Annotated in this window: 24 protein-coding genes; 7 read left to right on the top strand and 17 right to left on the bottom strand. The window is 36.3% G+C overall.

Annotated features, from left to right (window positions below; all coding sequences use genetic code 11):
• Positions 1 to 259: 259 nt before the first annotated feature.
• The 6 genes from ACERII_RS08375 to ACERII_RS08350 all read right to left on the bottom strand — a co-directional run bounded on the left by ACERII_RS08375 (position 260) and on the right by ACERII_RS08350 (position 4,597).
• Complete coding sequence (locus ACERII_RS08375; RefSeq protein WP_373641515.1) at positions 260 to 397, bottom strand: GapA-binding peptide SR1P; 138 nt, start codon at positions 395 to 397, stop codon at positions 260 to 262.
• A gap of 257 nt (positions 398 to 654) precedes the next feature.
• Positions 655 to 957: a DUF3055 domain-containing protein gene (locus tag ACERII_RS08370; RefSeq protein WP_373641514.1), complete on the bottom strand. Its 303-nt coding sequence runs from the start codon at positions 955 to 957 to the stop codon at positions 655 to 657.
• Positions 958 to 1,272: 315 nt separating this feature from the next.
• Entirely contained in the window at positions 1,273 to 1,722 is a 450-nt protein-coding gene (locus ACERII_RS08365; protein WP_373641512.1) for a hypothetical protein, read from the bottom strand.
• Positions 1,723 to 1,865: 143 nt separating this feature from the next.
• Positions 1,866 to 2,066: a hypothetical protein gene (locus tag ACERII_RS08360; RefSeq protein WP_373641510.1), complete on the bottom strand. Its 201-nt coding sequence runs from the start codon at positions 2,064 to 2,066 to the stop codon at positions 1,866 to 1,868.
• Positions 2,067 to 2,539: 473 nt separating this feature from the next.
• Entirely contained in the window at positions 2,540 to 3,676 is a 1,137-nt protein-coding gene (locus ACERII_RS08355; RefSeq protein ID WP_373641508.1) for a M23 family metallopeptidase, read from the bottom strand.
• A gap of 39 nt (positions 3,677 to 3,715) precedes the next feature.
• Positions 3,716 to 4,597, bottom strand: coding sequence for a polysaccharide deacetylase family protein (locus ACERII_RS08350; RefSeq protein ID WP_373641506.1), 882 nt, complete (start codon positions 4,595 to 4,597; stop codon positions 3,716 to 3,718).
• A 201-nt stretch (positions 4,598 to 4,798) separates the two neighbouring features.
• Between ACERII_RS08350 and ACERII_RS08345 the strand changes: the two genes are divergently transcribed.
• Together ACERII_RS08345 and ACERII_RS08340 are read left to right on the top strand one after the other, a co-directional pair.
• Complete coding sequence (locus ACERII_RS08345; RefSeq protein ID WP_373641504.1) at positions 4,799 to 6,313, top strand: glycine betaine uptake BCCT transporter; 1,515 nt, start codon at positions 4,799 to 4,801, stop codon at positions 6,311 to 6,313.
• A 191-nt stretch (positions 6,314 to 6,504) separates the two neighbouring features.
• Entirely contained in the window at positions 6,505 to 6,918 is a 414-nt protein-coding gene (locus ACERII_RS08340) for a hypothetical protein (RefSeq protein ID WP_373641502.1), read from the top strand.
• Between the two features lie 203 nt (positions 6,919 to 7,121).
• Here the strand turns inward: ACERII_RS08340 and lpdA are convergent, their stop codons facing one another.
• From lpdA to ACERII_RS08315, 5 genes are all read right to left on the bottom strand, one after another.
• The gene (gene lpdA / locus ACERII_RS08335; RefSeq protein ID WP_373641501.1) at positions 7,122 to 8,531 is read right to left on the bottom strand and encodes a dihydrolipoyl dehydrogenase; all 1,410 of its coding nucleotides are present in this window, start codon (positions 8,529 to 8,531) and stop codon (positions 7,122 to 7,124) included.
• Positions 8,532 to 8,534: 3 nt separating this feature from the next.
• Positions 8,535 to 9,842 (bottom strand): dihydrolipoamide acetyltransferase family protein, encoded by a 1,308-nt coding sequence (locus tag ACERII_RS08330; protein ID WP_373641499.1) that lies wholly within the window; start codon positions 9,840 to 9,842, stop codon positions 8,535 to 8,537.
• A gap of 89 nt (positions 9,843 to 9,931) precedes the next feature.
• Entirely contained in the window at positions 9,932 to 10,909 is a 978-nt protein-coding gene (locus ACERII_RS08325) for an alpha-ketoacid dehydrogenase subunit beta (protein ID WP_373641498.1), read from the bottom strand.
• Positions 10,910 to 10,912: 3 nt separating this feature from the next.
• A complete protein-coding gene (gene pdhA / locus ACERII_RS08320) occupies positions 10,913 to 12,001 on the bottom strand; it encodes a pyruvate dehydrogenase (acetyl-transferring) E1 component subunit alpha (RefSeq protein WP_373641496.1) in 1,089 nt (362 codons plus the stop codon).
• 476 nt (positions 12,002 to 12,477) lie between these two features.
• On the bottom strand, positions 12,478 to 13,131 hold the full coding sequence (locus tag ACERII_RS08315; protein WP_373641495.1) for a YkyA family protein: 654 nt from the start codon (positions 13,129 to 13,131) through the stop codon (positions 12,478 to 12,480).
• 213 nt (positions 13,132 to 13,344) lie between these two features.
• Here ACERII_RS08315 and ACERII_RS08310 point away from each other — a divergent pair, with 213 nt between their 5' ends.
• The 4 genes from ACERII_RS08310 to rnjA all read left to right on the top strand — a co-directional run bounded on the left by ACERII_RS08310 (position 13,345) and on the right by rnjA (position 16,669).
• A complete protein-coding gene (locus ACERII_RS08310; protein WP_373641493.1) occupies positions 13,345 to 13,536 on the top strand; it encodes a sporulation protein YjcZ in 192 nt (63 codons plus the stop codon).
• 159 nt (positions 13,537 to 13,695) lie between these two features.
• The gene (gene def, locus ACERII_RS08305) at positions 13,696 to 14,277 is read left to right on the top strand and encodes a peptide deformylase (protein WP_373641492.1); all 582 of its coding nucleotides are present in this window, start codon (positions 13,696 to 13,698) and stop codon (positions 14,275 to 14,277) included.
• 516 nt (positions 14,278 to 14,793) lie between these two features.
• Entirely contained in the window at positions 14,794 to 15,003 is a 210-nt protein-coding gene (locus tag ACERII_RS08300; RefSeq protein WP_373641490.1) for a DNA-dependent RNA polymerase subunit epsilon, read from the top strand.
• A 1-nt stretch (position 15,004) separates the two neighbouring features.
• Complete coding sequence (rnjA, locus tag ACERII_RS08295; protein WP_373641489.1) at positions 15,005 to 16,669, top strand: ribonuclease J1; 1,665 nt, start codon at positions 15,005 to 15,007, stop codon at positions 16,667 to 16,669.
• A 60-nt stretch (positions 16,670 to 16,729) separates the two neighbouring features.
• Here rnjA and ACERII_RS08290 read toward each other — a convergent pair whose 3' ends face one another.
• The 3 genes from ACERII_RS08290 to ACERII_RS08280 form a co-directional block, all read right to left on the bottom strand.
• Entirely contained in the window at positions 16,730 to 17,395 is a 666-nt protein-coding gene (locus tag ACERII_RS08290) for a potassium channel family protein (RefSeq protein ID WP_373641488.1), read from the bottom strand.
• 228 nt (positions 17,396 to 17,623) lie between these two features.
• Positions 17,624 to 18,070, bottom strand: a complete 447-nt coding sequence (locus tag ACERII_RS08285; protein ID WP_373641486.1) for a redoxin domain-containing protein — start codon at positions 18,068 to 18,070, stop codon at positions 17,624 to 17,626.
• Between the two features lie 105 nt (positions 18,071 to 18,175).
• Positions 18,176 to 18,727, bottom strand: a complete 552-nt coding sequence (locus tag ACERII_RS08280) for a peroxiredoxin (RefSeq protein ID WP_373641484.1) — start codon at positions 18,725 to 18,727, stop codon at positions 18,176 to 18,178.
• Positions 18,728 to 19,005: 278 nt separating this feature from the next.
• On the opposite strand from ACERII_RS08280, the gene ACERII_RS08275 reads away from it, so the two are divergent.
• Positions 19,006 to 19,851 (top strand): mechanosensitive ion channel family protein, encoded by an 846-nt coding sequence (locus tag ACERII_RS08275; protein ID WP_373641482.1) that lies wholly within the window; start codon positions 19,006 to 19,008, stop codon positions 19,849 to 19,851.
• Between the two features lie 99 nt (positions 19,852 to 19,950).
• On the opposite strand, the gene ACERII_RS08270 is transcribed toward ACERII_RS08275, so the two are convergent.
• From ACERII_RS08270 to dapD, 3 genes are all read right to left on the bottom strand, one after another.
• On the bottom strand, positions 19,951 to 20,202 hold the full coding sequence (locus ACERII_RS08270) for a YkuS family protein (RefSeq protein WP_373641480.1): 252 nt from the start codon (positions 20,200 to 20,202) through the stop codon (positions 19,951 to 19,953).
• A 639-nt stretch (positions 20,203 to 20,841) separates the two neighbouring features.
• Positions 20,842 to 22,002: an N-acetyldiaminopimelate deacetylase gene (locus tag ACERII_RS08265; RefSeq protein WP_373641479.1), complete on the bottom strand. Its 1,161-nt coding sequence runs from the start codon at positions 22,000 to 22,002 to the stop codon at positions 20,842 to 20,844.
• Positions 22,003 to 22,008: 6 nt separating this feature from the next.
• A complete protein-coding gene (gene dapD / locus ACERII_RS08260; RefSeq protein ID WP_373641477.1) occupies positions 22,009 to 22,728 on the bottom strand; it encodes a 2,3,4,5-tetrahydropyridine-2,6-dicarboxylate N-acetyltransferase in 720 nt (239 codons plus the stop codon).
• Between the last annotated feature and the right edge of the window lie 369 nt (positions 22,729 to 23,097).

Raw genomic sequence — 23,097 nt, 5'->3', positions numbered from 1 at the left:
TAGCTGTCGAGCTACTTTCGAGTGCAAGCACTCTTCGGTATCTCGCCTCTGCTCTGATTCCCACTGGAGTTCGAGAGCATCCCCTCATACCCTCGCAAGTTTTATTGCACTGATCTTCTTCACAACGTATTTTCATCCGTCATGGCGCAAATTTTCACTTGCATGGATGTCTACCTGATAATATTTCTTTAATAGAGCCAATTCTTAAAGTATAAAAAAAAGAGCTCCCTAATAAAGGAGCCCACTACAAACTAGATCATCAATCTACTGTGTCTTCTGAATAGTGATTCCCACAACTCTCGCAGCATTTTCCATACAAAACGGATACTTTTTCACTCTCATAGTAATCAATGACTTGCTCACAGCTTTGGCATACGATACTACCCAAGTAAGACACTCCCTTTCAGTATTGTAAACGCTTAAATATCCTGTAACTACATTTTAGTATGTCACATTTAAATAGTCAAGGGTTAATTGTGTAACATTAATATTTAATTTCTCTTATTTAACAATACTATATTGTACAGTTTGTACACACTACGTCTCTCAATGATTATTATCTTACGTGTAATCCACAGGGGTTATATTATATTTTCTAGCTACACAATAAAAAGAAGCACATTTTCGCAATGTGCTCCTAATTTACGTATTTCATTAGTCATGATATTGTGGTTCCACTGACATAAAGGGAAGTTGAACCTTAAAGAACTCAGATAATGTTTTGGCTTCTTCCTTCTCTTTCAGTTTTAACATTCTCTGAAGATAATCATAATCTTCAGCATCTTCAGCGCACATCAAGAAGGAACGACCTGTCTGCATACAAGTTATGAGTGGCTTACCAAAAAACATGTTCGTATACATCATACTAAAATCATACCGAGTTGAATCTGTAGTCAAACCAATAAATCTAACGTTCACACGCTCCGTCTCGTCATAAAGCCTCTCATAAGTTTCCATTACAAATCCCTCCTTTAGATTAATCTGAATATTCTCAATTATAAATCAAATGATAAAATAATGCAAACAATAGCCCAGACATTGTGAAAAGAGTAACAAACTATTAGTATTTAGTTTAAAGGAAATACGAAATAAAATATAGTCCTTTTTGCCAATAAATATGAAAGTTCAATATATTGTCAAAAACTAAATTTTATAAGTAACAGGATTTGTAATGTAACGTTTACAACATTTTTTTGATTTCGAAGAAAAGGATCATTGGGGTGGAGGTAGAAGTACAACACCCCGGGGATATTTGAAAAGTGTAAATGTCATTTAAAATGAATTGTCATTTTTGTTACAATAAGATGCCCGCTTTACTTCAATAAACCTTGTCAATTCATCAACAAAATCAATGTCTTGTTGTGTAAAATTATATTGATTGTCATATGCACAGATAGATATTATGTACTCTAATGTGCCTATATAGTGTACAGGAGCAAAGATAACTTGATTTTTATTCTTTTTCAATAAGACAGAATACCTCATCTCACATAATGAAATAAAACCTAGCCAATCCTCAGCTTCTTTTCTTCTCTTACCTAATACATAATTTCGTTTAAACTCGGAATTCAATGGACTGTATACTGTAATAACAAAATTATCATCTAATTTCTGATAAATGGTATAAAGTACTTTAAGAAAAAAATCCTCTTTATTTTTTGCGTGATCATATACCATTCCAACCTCTAATCTTAATTGGTCTAAAAAATCTGATTTCTTCAACAAACGTCACCACCTATATTTTCCGCATTCATAAGAAGGGATGGTGGAATTATCATAGCACATATTTTTTATTTTTTTTGTCGGCATTTGTCTAGCACATAAATTAAATTAATTAAATATAACACTTACTTATCTGGATAAGTCTACCCTTGATAATACGTGTTATCAAGTGGAGTTAAACTATCAAGTATTAACAACTTTCTTGGTTTGTATTCAATTCGCTCCACCTGCTCGCGTTCCTTTCGGCAGCTGGCGAGCCGTCCACTAGAGTCTCGTTGGCTTACACTCATCGCATACAAAATGGCTAGTTCTAAATTACTTCTCAGCGTACTTTCATTCTCCATGGTGTAAATAAACGCGCTCAAGAAAAAGAGGAACAGGTTTTCTTCAGAGGTGCAAACAAGCCATTCACAAGCAAAAACACATGCGATTTTTCTGCTGAAATCACATGTGTTTTTTTGTTGTTATATCAGTATTTTACAGTTAAATATATATATGAAATCACAAAATATTTCACCACACGCCTATTCACATAGATGGAAATATGATTTTCCCTCATTGGTCCAAGTGGGTCCGCTCTTTTATGGATGAGTGGGGCCATGAACCAGAATAAGGAATGATTTGAACAAACGGGTATTTGTTAGTTAAAGATGCAAATATAATCAAAGAACTTAGAGAACTGAGCACCTCTAAGTCCTTTTTGTTGTGATTTATTCTGTGAAATATATTGTGAAACTTACCTGAAGCTAGACAACTTTCTAATTCCAAAAATGTTATACTTATCTTTTAAAAAAAGAGAAGGGTGTTCTCCTTCTCTTTAGTCCCAAATAGTTCTTAAAATTTGTTGAACTTCTGTTGGTGAGTATGGCTTCCAGAACAACTGACCGTATATTAATAAATCTTGGTGAAGATGTAAACCAAGGTCAGGTTGATTATCTACCGAGTAACTGGTTCCTGTATTTCCAACATATCCAATAATTGTTGAAGCGTCCACTTCTTGACCAATCTCTAAATTGTCTGGAATTTCGTGTAGGTGTGCAAAACGATTCATTACACCATTTTCATATTGAACCCAAACTTGTTTCCCTCTTAGTCTATCTAATATATATTCGGGAGTTAATCCCATGGATGCAGATAATTGTAAATCAAGGTTTCTCACTTCTGCAGATTCATATTCAGCAAAATTATGGTCTACTCTAACAACAACACCTGGGCCCATTGCGTAAATAGGGGTTTCTGTTGTAATTTCAACATCTGTACCATAAGTGTACCAATCGATCCCTTCATGTGTTCCATTACGATATGGACGTGGTGCTCCAGGTAGATGACTCTCTACCGTACTTACCTCAGCACTTTCTATTGGTCTCTCTAGAAAAGAAAGATAGTCAATCATATCCTCTACGCTCATTGCATACAAGTCAAAATGTTCTTCCCCTCGAGGACTCCATGCCTGGACTACTTCTTCTTCCCAAAGGAACGTCATTGTGTTTTCTTCCTCTATAAGAGTTCCTTCCGTTTCTAAACCTTGAGTTAAGAATCCCACCGTAACATATGGGATAACTTCTTCTTCCTCCTCTTGAATAATGAAAGCCACTTCATCAGTCGGTAGGTACTCTCCATCCACTTCGAGTACAGGAACTTCATATACAAGGTAAAACTCTCTACCCGAAACTTCCATCACTAGCGTACGATTTACCTCATCAAATTCATAAGTACCTTCCACAGTATTCATTAATTGAGCTACATTGACAACAAGTTCGTCATCTATGTGAACCACATCTACGGAAACCTCGTTAACAATTTCCTCTAATGCTTCTCTTTCTGAATCCTGTTTAGCAGAATGATCCTCTCCTGCACTTTCGTTTGTAGTGTTATTTGGATCTTCGTTGTTTTCAACAATTGTACATCCTACTATAAATAATGTAGATAGTACTAGAAGTAAAATTAATTTCATTGTAACCTTCCTTTTTCCATAAAACATTTATATTATCATTTATTTTATTAACCCTGGATTAACAATCTCAAAACCTTTTTCGCGTAATCCAATAACAATATCTCTGAGTGCATCACGTGTAAAATGGCGATCATGCATTAATAAGTTTGCACCATCTCGGAGGTATGGGGTTTCCACCATAATTTCTGCTAATGGTTCAGCTTCCATATAACCCTGCTCCCAATCATACCCATACGACCAGTTCATCCACTGCATCTCTTCTTCTTCTACTATCGCTTTAGAAGTATCCGTATTCACCCCAAACGGAGCGCGGAAAAAGCGTGGTCTTTCCCCTGTAATCTCTTCAATAATATCATTTAATTCAACAATTTCATTTCGTTGTTGTTCTTCTGAAATTTGTGAAAAATTTGGATGCGTCATAGAATGGTTGCCAATTTCAAAGCCCATATTATAAATCTCTAATAATTTCGCTCTATCTTCCTCAGATTGAAGTCTTTGTCCATTAACAAAGAAAATAGCACCTGCATCTAACTCCGTTAAAATTTGAGCCATTTCAACAGAATAGTCGTTATTGGTGGAGAGAAATGCATCATCTATTGTTAATAAGACTATATTTGCTGGTGCGTCATCAATTGGAACAACTGATGCTCCACTCATTTCATATAAAGGGTCCACTACTTCTATAACTTCCTCTTCTTCGTTACCTTGATTACCTTCATTATCAGCGTTGTTTTGATCTACCTCTAAATCATCATTATTATTATTTTCATCGACTTCTACTAATTCATTATTATCTTCGTTTTCCATGTCTCCATCGTTTTGTTCGTTTTCATTTGGTTCGTTGTTAACTTGATTATTAGAGCAACCAACTACTATGAATATAAAAACTATAACAAAACAAATTAAACCCCATTTCTTCATACGTTTCACCCTTCCCTTCTCTTCGTTTGCAATTCTAACACACAATGATAGAGGATAAAATAATCTTTTTATACCAATTATTGTTGAATAGAAATAGAGTAACTACACATAATGAAATTGCATCTTTCCATGATAGCACTTTTGCTTTAGCTATTACTATAGTACGAAAGAAGACTATAAACATTCCAAGAGGTGATATTAATGAAAAAATTAACTCCCGTTTTTATTATTTCCGTTATAATAGCATTTTCATTTATTATCTGGGGAATAGTAGCTCCAACGAACCTCGATAGAATAACTTCAGATATACAAGGGTTTATTACAGATCAATTCGGTTGGTTCTATCTACTAGCGGCTACTGGTTTTTTAACATTCGCATTCATACTTATTGTAAGCCCTATAGGAAGGATTAAATTAGGCAAAGAAGAAGACGAACCTGAGTACAACTACGTAACATGGTTTTCTTTTCTATTTACAGCTGGAATGGGAATAGGTCTTGTTTTTTGGGGTGTTGCAGAGCCAATAAATCATTTCTACGCTCCTCCAACATCAGAGAACATTTTAAGTCAACAGCACGCTGCAGGCATTGCCCTTCGCTATTCGTTCTTTCATTGGGGTTTACACCCTTGGGCAATATATTCTATTGTAGCTCTTTCACTAGCATATTTTAAATTTCGTAAAGGCTCACCTGGAGTAATTAGTGCAACCTTTGAACCATTACTGGGCGAAAGAATTAATGGGGCAATTGGTACTACAATCAACGTTATCGTTGTGTTTGCCACGATATTTGGGGTTGCAACTTCATTAGGATTCGGAACTGCTCAAATTAGTGGAGGTCTCTCTAACTTAACGAACATACCAAATAATACGACTACCCATATGGTAATTATTGTTGTTATTACAATATTATATATGGCATCCTCACAAACAGGTCTGAATAGAGGAATACTAATATTAAGTAAAGCGAATATTTTCTTAGCTGTTGGATTAATGTTATTTTTGCTTTTTTCTGGTCCGTCAAATTTTATTATGAACTCATTTACTCAAACGATTGGTAGTTATATTCAAAACTTGGTAAGGATGAGCTTCCAATTAGATACCTTTAATCCAGATTCCAATTGGGTTCAAGGCTGGACTATCTTTTATTGGGCATGGTGGATTGCCTGGGCACCGTTTGTAGGAACATTTATAGCTCGGGTTTCAAAAGGAAGAACGATTCGCGAATTTGTCATTGGGGTAATTGCGGTTCCAACCATTTTCGGCGCTCTATGGTTCTCTATTTTTGGAGGTACAGCTATACACCTTGAGTTGTTCGAAGGAGCTAACTTAATGGGAGTTATTAATGAATATGGAACAGAGGTAGCATTATTTGCAGTTCTTCAACAGTATCATTTTGGCACCATCATGTCAGGTATAGCAATCTTGCTTATCGCATCTTTTTTCATTACATCTGCGGACTCTGCTACATTTGTTCTAGGAATGCAAACAACAAACGGAAGCATGAATCCTCCCAATACGGTTAAATTTATTTGGGGGATTATCCAATCTTCTACTGCTGCAGTTTTATTATTATCCGGTGGATTAGATGCCTTACAGACTGCTTCTATTATAGCGGCATTTCCATTTACTATTATCATGATTTTCATGATATTTAGTTTAGTAAAAGCCTTGCGTGCGGAACGAATCCCACCTAGAAAAATTAAAGAATATGAGTAATGAATTATAAGTGGGAACATCAAAGGGAGAAATATCCTGGAAAGATGTTCCCACTTTTTACAGTTTCTTTTTTAACAAAGTGTTTCTATAGCTTTCATTTATATAACAGTTGTGTTACGAACGCTATTCTTTCAAAAAAAAATGATACTATTTAGTAGAGATGTGAGATATTTGTTGAAAGGATGGCTGGAATGAAGAAAAATATTACTTTGTTCTTATTTTCTTCTATATTATTACTAATTAGTTGTCATTCAAAAGAAGCGGTAGAGTCTAAAGTAGATCCTACAATGTATTATAATCTTCAATCAAATAATACAATCACATTCTTGTTTTCCAATGACGAACGTATTAAAGAAGAAAGTAGTTATTACGACGCTCTTTTAGAATTTAAGAGACAACACCCAGACCATATTCAATCTATCAATTTCGTCACTGAACATGACGATGCTGAATTAGCTCGGCACTATGAAATAAAGACATATCCCACTCTACTCGTTATATATGATCAAAATGTAAAAGTTCGTATAGAAGGTTATAAAGAGTCCTTTGAAATATACAATATGTTAGAAGGTAACCTTATATATGTAGACGAGGAAACTTCCTAAAATGTACATATGGCCGTTCTTATTGTTGCTGATGTAGCAGGCATAGAGAACGGTTTTATGTTTTATAAAGCATTCCAATTTCCCTAATCACTTACATTATCTTTTAAATTAATTAGAACTACCATATATCAATATTTAAATGAAAAACAGCCTTGATACCTCCAAATTTGGAAATATCAAGGCTGTTATTAATTTTATTCGGTTTACTTCATAATATGAATCGGCATTCCTAATGCAACTTCAGCAGTTTCCATTGTAATCTCACCTAAAGATGGATGTGCATGGATAGTTAATGCTAAGTCTTCGGCAGTCATACCAGCTTCAATTGCTACACACGCTTCAGAAATCATATCAGATGCATTAGCACCAGCAATTTGTACACCTAACACAAGACCATCTTCTTTGCGAGTTACCATTTTCATGAACCCGTCCGTCTCATTAAGAGATAGTGCACGTCCATTTGCAGCAAATGGGAATTTCGATACAACGACATCATATCCTTCATCTTTCGCTTCCGCCTCTGTAAGACCAACAGTAGCTAATTCAGGACCAGAGAACACTACAGCAGGAATAGCAGTGTAGTCGATTACTGATGGGTGGCCTGATATTGCTTCTGCAGCTACTTTTGCTTCATAAGATGCTTTATGAGCTAATTGTGGACCAGGAGCAATATCACCGATTGCATAAATGTTCTTCGATGTTGTGCGGCATTGCTCATCAACCTTTACAATACCTCTTTCATCAAGCTCAACACCCGCTTGCTCTAAGCCAAGCTCTTCCGTGTTTGGACGACGACCAACTGTAACAAGTAAGTAGTCCCCTTCAAACTCTTCCACTGTACCCTTAACTTCCGCTTTTACTTTCACACCGTCTTTTGTTTCTTCCATTTCTTGTGCAAATGCTTCTGTTTTAATTGTTACACCATTGTTCTTCAGACGCTTCGCAACTAATTGGCTCATTGGCTTTTCAAATCCTGGAAGAATTGACTTCGTTCCTTCAAGAATCGTTACTTCCGAGCCTAAGTCTGCATAAGCAGAGCCTAACTCTACACCGATGTACCCTCCACCGATAACAATTAATTTCTTAGGAACTTCTTTAAGAGCAAGTGCACCAGTAGATGAAACTACTCGCTCACTAAACTTGAATTTAGGTAATTCAATAGGACGAGAACCTGTAGCAACAATTGCATTGTTAAACTTGTATGTTTGAGAAGATTTTTCATCCATTATACGAACAGTAGAATCATCTACAAAGAAAGCTTCTCCTCTTACAATATCTACACTATTCCCTTTTAAAAGTCCTTCTACACCACCTGTTAACTTGCTAACAACAGATGCTTTCCATTTTTGCACTTTTGAAAAATCAAGCTTTACCTCACCTACAGAAATACCCATGTCTTCTGAGTTATTTGCACGGTGATAACGGTGACCAGCTTCAATAAGTGCTTTTGATGGGATACATCCAACGTTTAAACATACTCCACCAAGGTTTTCTCTCTCTACAATTGTTACTTTTTGTCCAAGCTGCGCTGCACGAATCGCTGCAACGTAGCCTCCAGGACCAGAACCTATGACAAGCGTATCTACTTCAATTGGAAAATCTCCTACTACCATCTATTACCCCTCCATTACGATTAATTGTGGGTCATTCAATAAACGTTTAATATGATTTAATGCATGCTGTGCTGTTGCACCATCTATAATACGATGGTCAAAGCTTAATGATAATGCAAGTACTGGAGCTACAACTACTTCCCCATCGCGAACAACTGCTTTTTCCGCAATACGTCCAAGACCTAAGATAGCTACTTCTGGGTGGTTGATAACTGGAGTGAACCATTGACCACCTGCAGATCCGATGTTCGTAATTGTGCAAGATGCACCTTTCATTTCATCAGAAGCTAAAGATCCTTCACGAGCTTTGCCTGCAAGTTGGTTAATTTCATCAGAAATTGCAAAAATCGATTTACGATCTGTATCTTTTACTACTGGTACAAGAAGACCTTTTTCTGTGTCTGCTGCAATACCAATATTATAATAATGCTTGTGTACAATCTCATCTGTAGAGTCATCTAAAGAGGTATTTAGCATTGGATACTCACGTAACGCAGATGTTAAAGCTTTTACCACATATGGTAAGTACGTAAGCTTAATTCCTTTTTGCGCACCCACTTCTTTAAATTTCTTACGATGTGCAACTAAATCAGTTACTTCTATTTCATCCATTAATGTTACGTGTGGTGCAGTATGCTTCGAGTTAACCATTGCACGAGAAATCGCTTTACGAATACCTGACATTTTCTCACGAGTTTCAAGTTCAGCATTTCCTGGCTTGTATGGAGTAACTGGTTTTTTCTCTGCAGCTGGAGTTTCTGCTGTTGGAGCTTCTGTTGCAACTGGAGCTTCAGTAGCTGTTGTAGCTCCACCATTTAAAAATGCATCTATATCTTCTTTTACGATACGTCCGTTTTTCCCACTGCCAGCAACTTTCGCAATTGTAACACTCTTTTCACGAGCATATTTACGAACAGAAGGCATTGCAATAACGCGACGGTTTTCATCAACTTCAACATGAGCAGCTGGCTCAGAAGCTTCTTCTGCTTTGGTTACGTCCGTTGCTTCCGCTTTTGCTTCTTCAGCAGGTACTTCTTCTTCATGGTCTCCATGTGCTGAAGGAGGTTGAACTGCATCTGTTTCAAACGTAATAATAACAGTACCTACAGTTGTTACTACCCCTTCTTCTACGTGTAATTTCAATACTTTTCCATCAACAGGGGATGGAATTTCTACCACTGCTTTATCGTTTTGCACTTCACAAAGAACATCATCTTCTTTTACTTCTTGTCCTTCTTTTACTTCCCACTTTACGATTTCACCCTCGTGGATACCTTCACCAATATCAGGCATTTTAAATTCATATGCCAAGATTAACGCCTCCATTTCATTTTCAACTTTGTAATAATGCGAGGAGGACTGAAAAGATTGTATAACTTTCCAGTCTCGAGATTTGTTTATTAGAAATTAATTACTTTTTTCGCTGTCTCCGTGATGTCTTTGTAACTTGGTAACCAAGCATCCTCTGCAGAAGCAAATGGGAAAATCGTATCAGGAGCTGTTACACGTAATACAGGTGCCTCTAAGCTTAGAATCGCACGCTCTGTAATTTCTGCAACAACATTTGCTCCAATACCAGCTTGTTTTTGTGCTTCTTGAACTACAATAGCACGATTTGTTTTTTCAACAGAAGCAATAATTGTGTCGATATCAAGTGGGCTAATTGTCATTAAGTCAATTACTTCCGCTTCAATTCCTTCTTTAGCAAGCTCTTCAGCTGCCTTTAAAGAAGAGTGAACCATTGCACCGTAAGTAATGATAGAAATGTCTTTTCCTTCTCGCTTGATATCAGCTTTCCCTAATGGAATAGTGTATTCCCCTTCAGGAACTTCACCACGGAATGAACGGTATAATTTCATGTGTTCTAAGTAAACTACTGGATCATTATCACGAATGGCAGAAATTAATAATCCTTTTGCATCATAAGGTGTAGAAGGAATAACTACTTTTAAACCTGGTGTTTGTGCAACTAACCCCTCTAAGCTGTCTGCATGAAGCTCAGGAGTTTTCACCCCACCACCAAAAGGAGAACGAATTGTTACTGGAGAACTGTATACTCCACCAGAACGATAACGCATACGAGCCATTTGAGCAGCGATTGAATCGAATACTTCAAACACAAATCCGAAGAATTGGAGTTCCATCACTGGACGGAACCCAGTAACGCTTAAACCTATCGCTAAACCACCGATACCAGATTCAGCTAATGGCGTGTCAAAAACACGATCTTCTCCAAATTCTTTTTGTAAACCTTCTGTTGCACGGAAAACACCGCCGTTTTGTCCAACGTCTTCCCCGAACACAAGAACTTCTTCATTATTTTTTAATTCCACACGCATTGCGTCTGTAATCGCTTGGATCATTGTCATTTGCGCCATAGCTTACTTCGACTCCTTTGCAATATATTCTTCCTTTTGCTCCTTCAAGTTGTGAGGAAGTTCCTCAAACATTAAGTCAATTAAATCCGTAACTTTTTGTTTTGGAGCACTATCTGCTTTTTTAATTGCTTCCTTAATATCTTCTTTCGCTTGTTCTACAACTTCCGCTTCTTCCTCTTCGGACCAAAGTTTTTTGCCTTCAAGGAATTTTCTGAAACGTACTAATGGATCTTTCTTTTCCCACTCATCATCTAGATCAGATGTACGGTATCTTGTAGGATCATCCCCTGCCATTGTGTGAGGACCATAACGGTATGTTAATGTCTCAATTAATGTAGGGCCATTTCCATCAAGACCACGTTTACGTGCTTCTTGTGTTGCCGCATAAACAGCTAAAATATCCATTCCATCTACTTGAACTCCGTGAATACCAGCAGCAACAGCTTTTTGAGCAATTGTTTTTGCAGCTGACTGTTTCTCTACTGGTACAGAGATAGCAAAGCGATTGTTTTGTACTACGAAGACTGCAGGAACGTTAAATGCACCAGCAAAGTTAATCCCTTCATAGAAATCACCTTGAGATGCACCACCGTCTCCAGTGTAAGTAATTGCAATTGCATCTTTATTTTTACGCTTTAATCCCATTGCAACTCCAGCAGTTTGAATGATTTGAGCACCAATGATAATTTGTGGCATCATAACATTCACGCCCTCAGGCATTTGACCACCAGCAAGGTGACCGCGCGACCATAAGAATGCTTGCTCTAAAGGTACACCATGATAAACAATTTGAGGAATATCACGGTATCCTGGAAGAATCCAGTCTTGTTGTTCTAATGCAAAGTGAGTTCCAATCATGGAAGCCTCTTGACCAGCTACTGGTGCATAGAAACCAAGCCGACCTTGTCTATTTAGTGAAATAGCACGCTGATCCCAAATTCGCGTATATACCATACGCTTCATTAATTCCTTTAATTGCTCATCTGATAATTCTGGCATCGCTTTTTCATTTACTACTTTGCCATCCTCATCAAGAATTTGAAATGTTTTGAATTGATCTTCAATTTTTTGTAATTCTTTTGTTTTTTCCATGAAACAATTCACCTCTTCCTTTCTTTTTGCAATGGGTTATTAGCATTTAGTTAGTAACAGCCATTCATTTTAATTGCCATTGTTTAGGATACCCACATGATAAAAAACAATGTGGGTTAACTTCACTGTTTTCTTCATCTAAACGTTTCATTACCCTTCAGCTTGTTCTTTTAATCACTAGTATTCATGTACCCTCTTTTGTTCTGTGATAGTATTTTTTTAATATGACTAATACAACTCTTTCTACGAAGATTAGTTTACATGAAAGTTTTACTAATAGTCAACGATTATTTACTTGATATTATAGATTTTTTATTATTTTTATGTTGCTTATGTAGTTAACTACAATACCAAACTGTTATACAAGTAATTTTATTACTGTTATATATAAAATTCAAATTTAATGCTCATTAAACTCCAAAAAAAATACTACGGAATTTTCCGCAGTATTTTTATCATTAAAGAAATAAATTGTGTTAGTCATTAAATACAACATTTAACCCTGAAATCTCATAGAACGATCTCTTAGAATCGTTAAAAGCAGTAGTATAATCATTGAATTCTCTATTTAACTCATTGATTTTTTGGTATGCTTCATTTACTATATCATGTTGCTCTTGTAGTTGTTCTGTTGTTAAATCTTCTTGGAAATACATCGTATATAACTCAATATCCATATCAATTGTTTCCATGTATTGATCATAAAGTTGTTGATATGTGTCATATCGATCTTCCATTGTCTGAATCATAGAATTAGCAGATTCAATTACTTCCTGCTCTTCTATATCTTCCACAAAAGGTATAGCTAACTGAAATTCCTCAAATGCTTCATCGATAATTTCTTTCTCTTCAATCATAATATCTCGCCGTGACTCTGCTGATTCGATAGCTTGATTTGCTAAACTTTCAATTTCCTCTATATCAGAAGTTTCAGCCATTTCTTTGTACCATTCTAATTCATTGTCCTCAGCTTCTGTAAGTGGATCTTGCTTTTCTCCTACTGCTCTCTCAATACTTACAGCTTCTTCAAGATGCTCGTACATGAATTCTGCAGGGTTTTCTTGTTCTGGAGTACATGCTGCTAACAAGGTAATTAAAGATAAAATAAAAATAGTATAAACTTTCTTCAAGTTTCCTTCCCCCCTAAGATCGATGACAAAAACGGACGTTTAATACCAACCTATCTTACTTTCTCTTATTTGACAAGTAGTTTTTTCGATTAACAGATAAGCAAAATCGCAAAATATAGGTATATATCCATTCAACCTTGGTACAGATGCATAGGATATTAGTATCGCAGCACCTTGCGAACGAAATTTCCGTTAAGAAGGAGGCCGCTAACCATGTATGGATGTAATCCGTGTTCATATGGATATAGCTATGGAGCACCTGTTTATGGAGCACCCTCATACGCACCTCCAGCGTATGGTGCAGGTCATGGGGTTGGTGCTATAGGAATTGGATTAGCGCTTATCGTTGTACTCTTAATCTTACTTGCCATTGTTGGATTTGGAGCTAATAGATACGGACGATAAACATGTGATTGAAACGAGTAGGGAAAAATTCCCCTCGTTTCTTCTCTTTTTGTCTATTATATTATATGATGTGAATGTTAAATAATAATTATAATGTAATTTTTTTAAATAATTTTATCATTTTACAAAGTTCATTTACGAAATGAAAGGAGTTTTTATATGTTAACGATGGAAGATGTAATAAAAGAAGGTCACCCTACGTTACGAAAAGTAGCAGAAGAGGTAGAATTACCTCCGTCTGAAGAAGACCAAGAAACCCTCCGAAGAATGATGGATTTCTTACTACATAGTCAAGATCCTGAAATTGCAGAAAAATTTGGTCTACGCCCTGGAGTAGGTATTGCTGCACCACAAATAAATGTGAGTAAACAAATTATTGCAGTAAGAGTGGAAGATCATAATGAAGATCTATTAAACATAGGCATATTCAACCCAAAAATCATTAGCCATTCCGTAGAGACAACTTTTTTGGAGACTGGGGAGGGTTGTCTTTCCGTAGATCGTGAAGTACCAGGAATAGTACCAAGGTATGCTCGAATAAAGGTTGAAGGAACAGATATGGAAGGAAAGAAAGTACAATTAAAATTGAAAGGCCTACCAGCAATCGTTTTTCAACACGAAATAGACCATTTAAATGGTATAATGTTCTATGATAGAATAGAAGAAAATGATCCATTAAAAAAGGAATTACCTCCGAAGGAAATCATAAAAAGAAGTGAGTTCGACGGTCCCCTTGCATAACAAAGGGGATTTTTTTATGAAATAGTATCCTAAAATAAAATAATAATATCAATCCTTATTTCCAACGTTTCCCTCTCAAGTTTTAAAGAAATATTGCTAATACTAAGATACAAAAAGAAAATGTCAGTCTTGAATTGCGATCAAGGAGGGTTTAAAATGTTGAAAAGGTGGAGAGAACGATTATTAAAACGATGCAGAGATTTACTTCCCAAAAATATGTATGCCTAAAACGATAATTCCTTCTTCCTCTTCAAGGGAAGAAGGTTTATCCTGTGATGCAAAATAATGTATAATAAAACATGGGTTTATACATTGATTACATTTGGGGAAAACTTACATATGGGAACTGGATAATAAGAAGATTATAAATGTGTTAAATATATTGAGTCATGTAGCGGCAGAGCCATGCTTTTTACTAGTTCGAATACTTACTTACAAAAGCAATTAGCGAAGCAAACAAGTCAAGAGACATTTAATACATTAATTAATAAATATAGAAAATAAGGAGAGGATTTTATGATTTTTAAAGTATTTTTTCAATCATCTATTTATGAAGCACCGGTACGGGAAAAAACGAATACACTCTATGTCGAAGCAGAATCAGAGGAAGAAGTAAGAAAAAAACTGAAGGACCGTGATTATAATATTGAATTCGTAACAGCCTTAAGTAAAGAAGCACTTGAATACGAACAACAAAACGAAAACTATAAACTGGAGAATGTCTAACATGAAAGCAAAAAATCATCAAGTTTCGGTCTTTGCCCTTGGTGGGTTAGGCGAAATCGGTAAAAATATGTACGGAGTGCAATTCCAAGACGAGATTATCATTATAGATGCCGGAATAAAGTTTCCTGAAGATGAATTATTAGGAATTGATTATGTTATTCCTGATTATACGTATTTAGTAAAAAATGTAGATAAAATAAAAGGATTATTTATTACACATGGTCACGAGGATCACATCGGTGGAGTTCCCTATTTATTACGCCAATTAAATATCCCTATTTATGGTGGTAAACTAGCATTAGCTCTTATTCGAAACAAATTAGAAGAGCACGGGCTTCTGCGCCAAGCTCAATTAATAGAAATACATGAGGATCAAATTGTCAAATTCCAAAAAACATCTGTTTCCTTTTTTAGAACGACCCATAGCATTCCAGACTCTTATGGTATTGTGGTGAAAACACCTGCAGGAAATATTGTTCATACAGGAGATTTTAAGTTTGATTTCACTCCAGTTGGTGACCCAGCTAACTTAACGAAAATGGCGAAAATTGGTGATGAAGGTGTCCTGTGTCTTTTATCTGATAGTACGAATAGTGAAGTTCCTGGATTTACGATGTCCGAGCGAAAAGTGGGTGAAAGCATTGATCAAATTTTCCGATCTGTTGAAGGACGAATTATTTTCGCTACGTTTGCATCGAATATCTACCGGTTACAACAAGCAGTTGAAGCTGCTGTAAAATACAGAAGAAAAATCGCTGTGTTTGGAAGAAGTATGGAATCTGCCATCACTATTGGACTAGAACTAGGATACATTAAAGCTCCAAAAAGTACATTTATTGACGCATCTCAATTAAATAAATTTTCAAATGATCAGGTTGCTATACTTTGTACAGGAAGCCAAGGAGAACCGATGGCCGCTTTATCTCGCATCGCGTTTGGAACACACCGTCAAATCCAAATCATACCTGGAGATACGGTGGTATTTTCTTCCTCCCCAATTCCGGGTAATACATTGAGTGTTAGTAAAACAATAAATCAGCTATATCGTGCAGGTGCTGAAGTAATTCACGGATCTTTAAATGATATTCATACATCTGGCCACGGTGGACAAGAAGAACAGAAGCTTATGCTTCGATTGATTAAGCCTAAATATTTCCTTCCGATTCACGGTGAGTATAGAATGTTAAAACAACACGTGAAATTAGCTCAAGATTGTGGTGTACTAGAAGAAAATTGCTTTATCATGGATAATGGTGATGTACTAGCTTTAGATAAAAATGAGGGTACACTAGCTGGTAAGATACCATCTGGCTCTGTCTATGTAGATGGTAATGGAATCGGAGACATCGGAAACATCGTATTACGAGATCGTCGTATCCTTTCTGAAGAAGGACTAGTTGTAGTAGTTGTTAGTTTAAATATGAAAGAATTTAAAGTGGCAGCAGGACCTGATATTATTTCACGAGGATTCGTTTACATGCGTGAATCTGGTGACTTAATTAATGAAGCACAAAGTAGACTTTCCGACCATCTAGACGGCTTAATGGAACGTAAAACATCTCAGTGGTCCGAAATTAAAAACGAAATCACAGACATGCTTGGTCCGTTCCTATACGAAAAAACAAAACGTAAACCAATGATTTTACCAATCATTATGGAAATCTAAGTTAACATGAATATATTGAAAAAGGTGAGCTAGATCTAATTTCTAGCTCACCTTTTATTATTAATCATCATCAAATAATACTTGTTCCATTCGGTTAATATCCGAATCTGCCCCAATAACGATCAAGATATCACCTCTAATTATTGATTCATCAGCCACTGGAGAAACATTGATTTCATCCCCTCGTTTAATGGCCATAATATTACAGCCATACTTAGCACGAATGTCTAATTCGATGAGAGTTCTGCCATGTACCGCTTCCCCTGCCATTAATTCAACAATACTATATTCGTCTGAAAGTTCTAGATAATCTAAAACATTTTTCGAAACAATATTATGAGCAATTCGGATTCCCATATCTCGTTCCGGATGGACCACTTTATGTGCACCGATTTTATTTAACACTTTTTCATGATAATCATTTTGCGCTTTTACTGTTATGTGCTTTACTCCTTGTTCTACTAACATTAGTGTTGTTAAAATACTAGATTGTATATTATCTCCAATTGCTACAATTACATGGTCAAAATTTCGAATACCTAGACTCCTCAATGTTGTTTCATCAGTTGAATCAGCTACAACAGCATGTGTAGCTATCGTAGCAAATTTATTCACTTTATCTTCATTTGTATCTATCGCTAAAACTTCCATGCCTTGTTTACTAAGAGATTCACAAATACTACCACCAAATCTTCCGAGACCAATTACTGCAAATTGTTTTTTCATCCACTGTTCCTCCGTTTTAATTGAAACATGTCCTTTTCTTCATCATACAAAGGTTTTGGTCAAGGTGCAATTATGTTTTTTTAAGAAATGAAGAAACTGACCCAAAATTAGTATTTGGATCAGTTTTCTTCGCTTGTTGGCCCCCGCGGTTCAGAAAGGAGAAACGATCAGAACTGTATGAACTCTTTTAAAGTCTACTACTATAACATTTTGCTTTATTGTATCAATTTACTCTTTAATACCTAATACTCGATTTACACGTTTTGTTAGCATTTTCATACCTCCGCTACCAGCTTGAAAATGGCGCAATTGCCCCTCTTCATCAAATACATAGTAGCTAGGAACATATTGGTTTTCAAATGCATCTGTAAGCTTGTGTGAGTTGTCAATATAGATTGGTTGAGTAATATCATGCTGTTCTGCAACCTTTTTTATTTCATCAAGATTTAAATCCTTTTCAGACCTTGGCATGTGGACTGCAATAACATTTAATTCATCCTTATAATTATCACGGAACTCATTTACATTTGGCATTACATCCTTACAAAGACCACAACTTATAGACCAAAAGTGAATAAGTGTTGGTTTATTTCCCACTAAATCCTCTCGAGTTACCTCTCCATTTAACCAAGTTGTTGCTCCATCTAATTCTGGCATTGGTGACCTTAATTTCATCTTTTTCACTCCATCAATATTCATATTGTATTACCTTTTTTTATTATTACATTTTCTAAGAAAAAGACCTAACAAAAAAATGCTAGGCCACTTTTCATTATTGAATTAAACGTTAAGTGTATCTTGACCTGGTTTCCAATTCGCAGGGCAAAGACCACCAGTTTGTAGCGCTTGTAATACACGTAATGTTTCATCAACGTCACGACCGATATTGTTATGGTTAACTACGGAATACATTAACTCACCTTCTGGGCTAATAATGAATAGACCTCGTAGAGCAATACCTTCATCTTCCACCAATACACCATATTCACGAGAAACAGTATGATTTGTATCAGCTGCTAGCGGGTACTTAAGGTCTCCAAGTCCGTTGCTATCACGATCTGTGTTAATCCAAGCTAAATGTGTATGAATTGTATCAGTGGAAACACCAATAACTTCTGCATCTAAATCTTCAAACTCATCGTAACGATCACTTAAAGATGTGATTTCAGTAGGACAAACGAAAGTGAAGTCCATTGGATAAAAAAATAGAACAGTCCACTTATCTTGTTTCATATTTTCTTCCAAGCTAACTTTACCGAATTCTTTATTCACTAATACTGCATCCATTTCAAATCTTGGTGCTTGTTTTGCAACCATACGCTTGTCTGACATATGTAACCCTCCTAATTTAAAAACCCTAAATTACACGAAATATTATAGAATAGACAATTTCATCGGTCAACCAATTTGTGAGGAAGTTTGCTAATTTTCACTATTATCCTACCCTTTTTCTTCTAAAATAAACGACAAAATTATAATGGATAATCATAGTTTCGGGTCTGTATGAAATTCCTATACTCACAATGTATATTATTTTTGTCGAAGTAAGAGTTATGGTAAACTTGATAAGCATGTTAGTTAAAGTTGTAATTAGAAAGGAGCTTACCTTTATGACAGAACTGATTGAAGAAATTAATTGGGCTGAGATTGGTACACAATTATTAGCTACAGGTATTCAATTATTACTAATTTTAGTTATCTATCTCATTGTAAAATTTATCGGAAACCGTATTATTTCAAATAGCTTCGAACGTATGAGTAAGCAAAAAAACATATCTCATGGACGAGTAAAAACCCTTGAGAAATTAGCACACAATGTCTTTAATTACATAATTTTATTTATTGTTGCTACGTTCCTCATTGGTATTTTCGGCCTTGACGTAACCGCATTGATAGCCGGTGCAGGTATTGTTGGTTTAGCCATTGGTTTCGGGGCACAAGGGCTTGTAAGTGATGTTGTTACTGGTTTCTTTATTTTACTAGAAAAACAATTGGAAGTAGACGAATATGTAACAGTTGCTGGGGTAGATGGAATTGTGGAAGAAGTCGGCTTACGTACTACAAAAATTAGAGGTTTTGATGGTACTGTACACTTTATCCCAAACCGTGAAATCGGAAGTTTAAGTAATCATTCTCGTTCCAATATGCGTGCACTTGTTGATATAAGCATTGCCTATGACGAGAACATCGATGAAGCAATGTCTGTGATTCAAGATGTTTGCGATCGTTTTGCATTATCAGACAACGCTATTAAAGAAGGTCCTAACGTTGTCGGTGTTCAAAGCTTAGGGGATAGCGACGTTGTTCTTCGTGTTGTCGCAAAAACTGCAAATATGGAGCAATGGGCTGTGGAGCGAAAGTTGCGTAAAGCTATTAAAGAGGCATTGGATGATAACAACATTGAAATTCCATTTCCACATCAGGTTTATGTACAAAAAGATACCAATAGTAAGTAGTTGGTTTGAAGGGTGTCCCTCGGTGGATGCCTTTTTTATGTATCAAAAAGGCTCGTTCGCTTTTTCAAGACAAACTGAGCCTTTATGTATCTTCTTATATTATTGTTGTTGATTGATTTTTTGTTCTACTTCTTGGCAAATCTCTTCTGCAGTTCTCCCGTGTGCATCAATTATAGGCGCTTCTGTTGTTGTATCTTGCATACCCATTACATTTCGATCTTGCCCTGTAATAACACAGCAATCACAACCAGCAGCATCCTGTTCTTGGTTTAACTGAATAACATCATATCCTTTTTCTTGAAGTGCTTGTTGTACGTCTGTTAGAGATTGTTCAACACCAACTTTAGCCATATCATTCGACCTCCTTTAATGTGTTACAACATATAAGATGACCAAAATTTTGGAAGCTATGCAAAGTTTTTTTAAAAGTGAGGCAATATTAATAATCTCCTTTAGACATCTCCTACTGTTCTACTGATGGTCTGTGTTTTCTATCTATGAATTGGTGTCTACTGAAAATACGTTGCTCACTTGGTGGTTAACTTATCTAGTAACGCTAACTTTGATGGTTTATCTTCCATTCGCTACAGTCCACTCCTTTCCACACAAGGGCACAAGTGCGACATCCGTTCATTCTTCACGGTGTCTTCTATGCTGTGGAGAGTTGCCGAACCACCTCACCTTAAGAAAAGCGCAAGGCACCCTCTCAGGACCGAAATGCAAATGTTCTGGACGAACGAAAAGCTTAATCCGTTGCATATCTGCAAAGAAAAATGTTCTTTCAGTTGAAAAGTGCTTTCTACTTTTCTAACTCGAAGGTTATTTTTCACATCAGATAGCGGATGTAGTTAGACATAAAAGTGCTTTTTACTTTTTAATCAGCCAGGTTATTTGACTCGAGGTCCTGGCGCCTGGAGCTAGACACCTTTCTAACTTCAAAAAAATATTATAAATTCTTATCCTTCATAAAGAAAAAGCATGTAGATTAATCTACACGCTTTCCTTTCTATTTAGCTCCACGAACAAATAATCGATTAATAATTGAATCGCATGTCCAATAGCATCTTCTTTTGCATTTAATTTTGATGAATGTAAGCTATGCTCACTATCCACGCCAAGCCAAAACATAAATCCCGGTATTTCTTCTAAAAAGTATCCGAAGTCTTCACCAGTCATCGCCTTGTCACAAATTTCGACCTTCACATGAGGGGAAGATTCAGCAAATTCAATAAATTTTTCTGTGACATCTGGAGTATTGAATACTTGGCAATAATTAGCCCCATAATCAATCTGAGTTTCACAGTCAAAACTTGCTTCAATTCCTTTAGCCATACCTTCAATACGTTGTTTTACCAACCGCATTGACTCCATGGACAATGTACGAATGGTCCCCTCTAGACGAGCTGTTTCAGCGATGATATTTTGTTTCGTTCCACCTGTTATTTTCCCAACAGTAATCACTGCGGAATCAAGTGGAGATACGTTTCTAGCTACAATGGATTGTAACTGTGTTACAAAATAACTTCCTGCAACAACCATATCATTTGTTAAGTGTGGATATGCAGCATGTCCACCTTTTCCTTTTAAGTCGATAAAGAGCTCGCTTGTATTAGCAAATAGAAGTCCTGTTTTTGTTGCGATTGTTCCCACTGGAAGCTCAGGTGCAATATGAAGCGCAATCATTCGATCTGGTTTCCAGTCTTTAAATTCGGAAGACTGTAGCAATGGTAGAGCCCCACCAGGACCCTCTTCCGCTGGTTGAAAAACAAACAGAACATTATCCTTTGGACGGTTGGTCACAAAGTAAGTTAATACCCCCAAAGCAATACTCATATGAAGGTCATGTCCACAAGCGTGCATCATTCCTTCATGTTGGGAAGAGAAGTCAAGTCCTGTCTCTTCTGTCATTGGCAAACCGTCCATATCAGTTCGGTAACCAATTGTTTTCTTAGGATCAGATCCATTTAACTTTACAAGCACCCCGGTTTTCCAAGTACGTATTTCCATAAAATCGACAGAAATACTGCGCAAATAATCCAAGATAAAGGCTTGTGTCTTTACTTCTTCGAACCCAGACTCTGGGATTTGATGAAGCTGTCGACGAATTGTAAGAAATGGTTCAATGGAGAAAGTTGTCTCAACTTGACTCATCTACTCTTACTCCTCGTTTAACTTACGAAGTTCTTGCTTAATTTCTGTTTTCCCTTTTGTTTTCTCATCAATTTCTTTAATTACTCGAGCTGGAGTACCTGCAACAACCGTGTTTGGTGGTACATCCTCTGTAACAATTGCACCTGCAGCAACTACTGCACCTTGTCCAACTGTTACACCTTCAAGTATTACAGCATTAGCACCAACAACTACTCCATCTTCAACGATAACAGGCTTAGCAGAAGGTGGCTCTATAACACCTGCAAGTACTGCTCCTGCTCCGATGTGACAGTTTTTACCCACAGTTGCTCTTCCACCTAATACAACGTTCATATCAATCATTGTACCTTCACCAACAACAGCACCAATATTAATAGAAGCACCCATCATAATTACCGCGTTGTCACCAATTTCAACTTGATCACGGATAATCGCCCCTGGCTCTATACGTGCTTTAATGTTTTTCATATCTAACAAAGGAATTGCCGAATTACGACGATCGTTCTCCACTACATAGTCTTGAATCTTCGCTTCGTTTTCTTGGATTGCTGTTTGAATTTCTTTCCACTCACCAAAAAGAACACCTGTATTACCTTGGATAAACGACTTTGTATTTTCACCAAAGTTAATACCATCAAGCTCTCCTTTTATATGTACCTTCACAGGTGTAGATTTTACACTGTTAGAAATAAAGCTAATAATTTCATTTGCATCCATCATTTTCATAATAGAACCTCCTTGATTTTCATATATAACACTACTAATAATAGACATTCATACATAAAAATGCAATTGTAAAAGTTCATTTAAAGAATAGTGTTTTTGATATACGGTGTTGCTAGTGTTTTTTACCGTAAAAAACATGGCCGCATATAGTAACCAGGTTTACTTCAAATGGCATAAGAGGAAATTTTTCCTTTAATATAGCACAATAATCAAATTATCATGTTTATTAAGTAAATAGCGAGATTTGCCCTTCTATATCTAACTCTTTTCAGTGACGTTTCCTATTTAAAAGAAGTTTCTTCCCTTATGTATCAACCCATGTTGTTGATTCCCTCATTGGTCCGAGTGGGGCCATGAATAAGGATTAAG

It is taken from the genome of Evansella sp. AB-rgal1, from assembly GCF_041820985.1.
Lineage (GTDB): Bacteria > Bacillota > Bacilli > Bacillales > Salisediminibacteriaceae > Evansella.
This window is presented reverse-complemented; position numbering and strand designations above follow the sequence as displayed.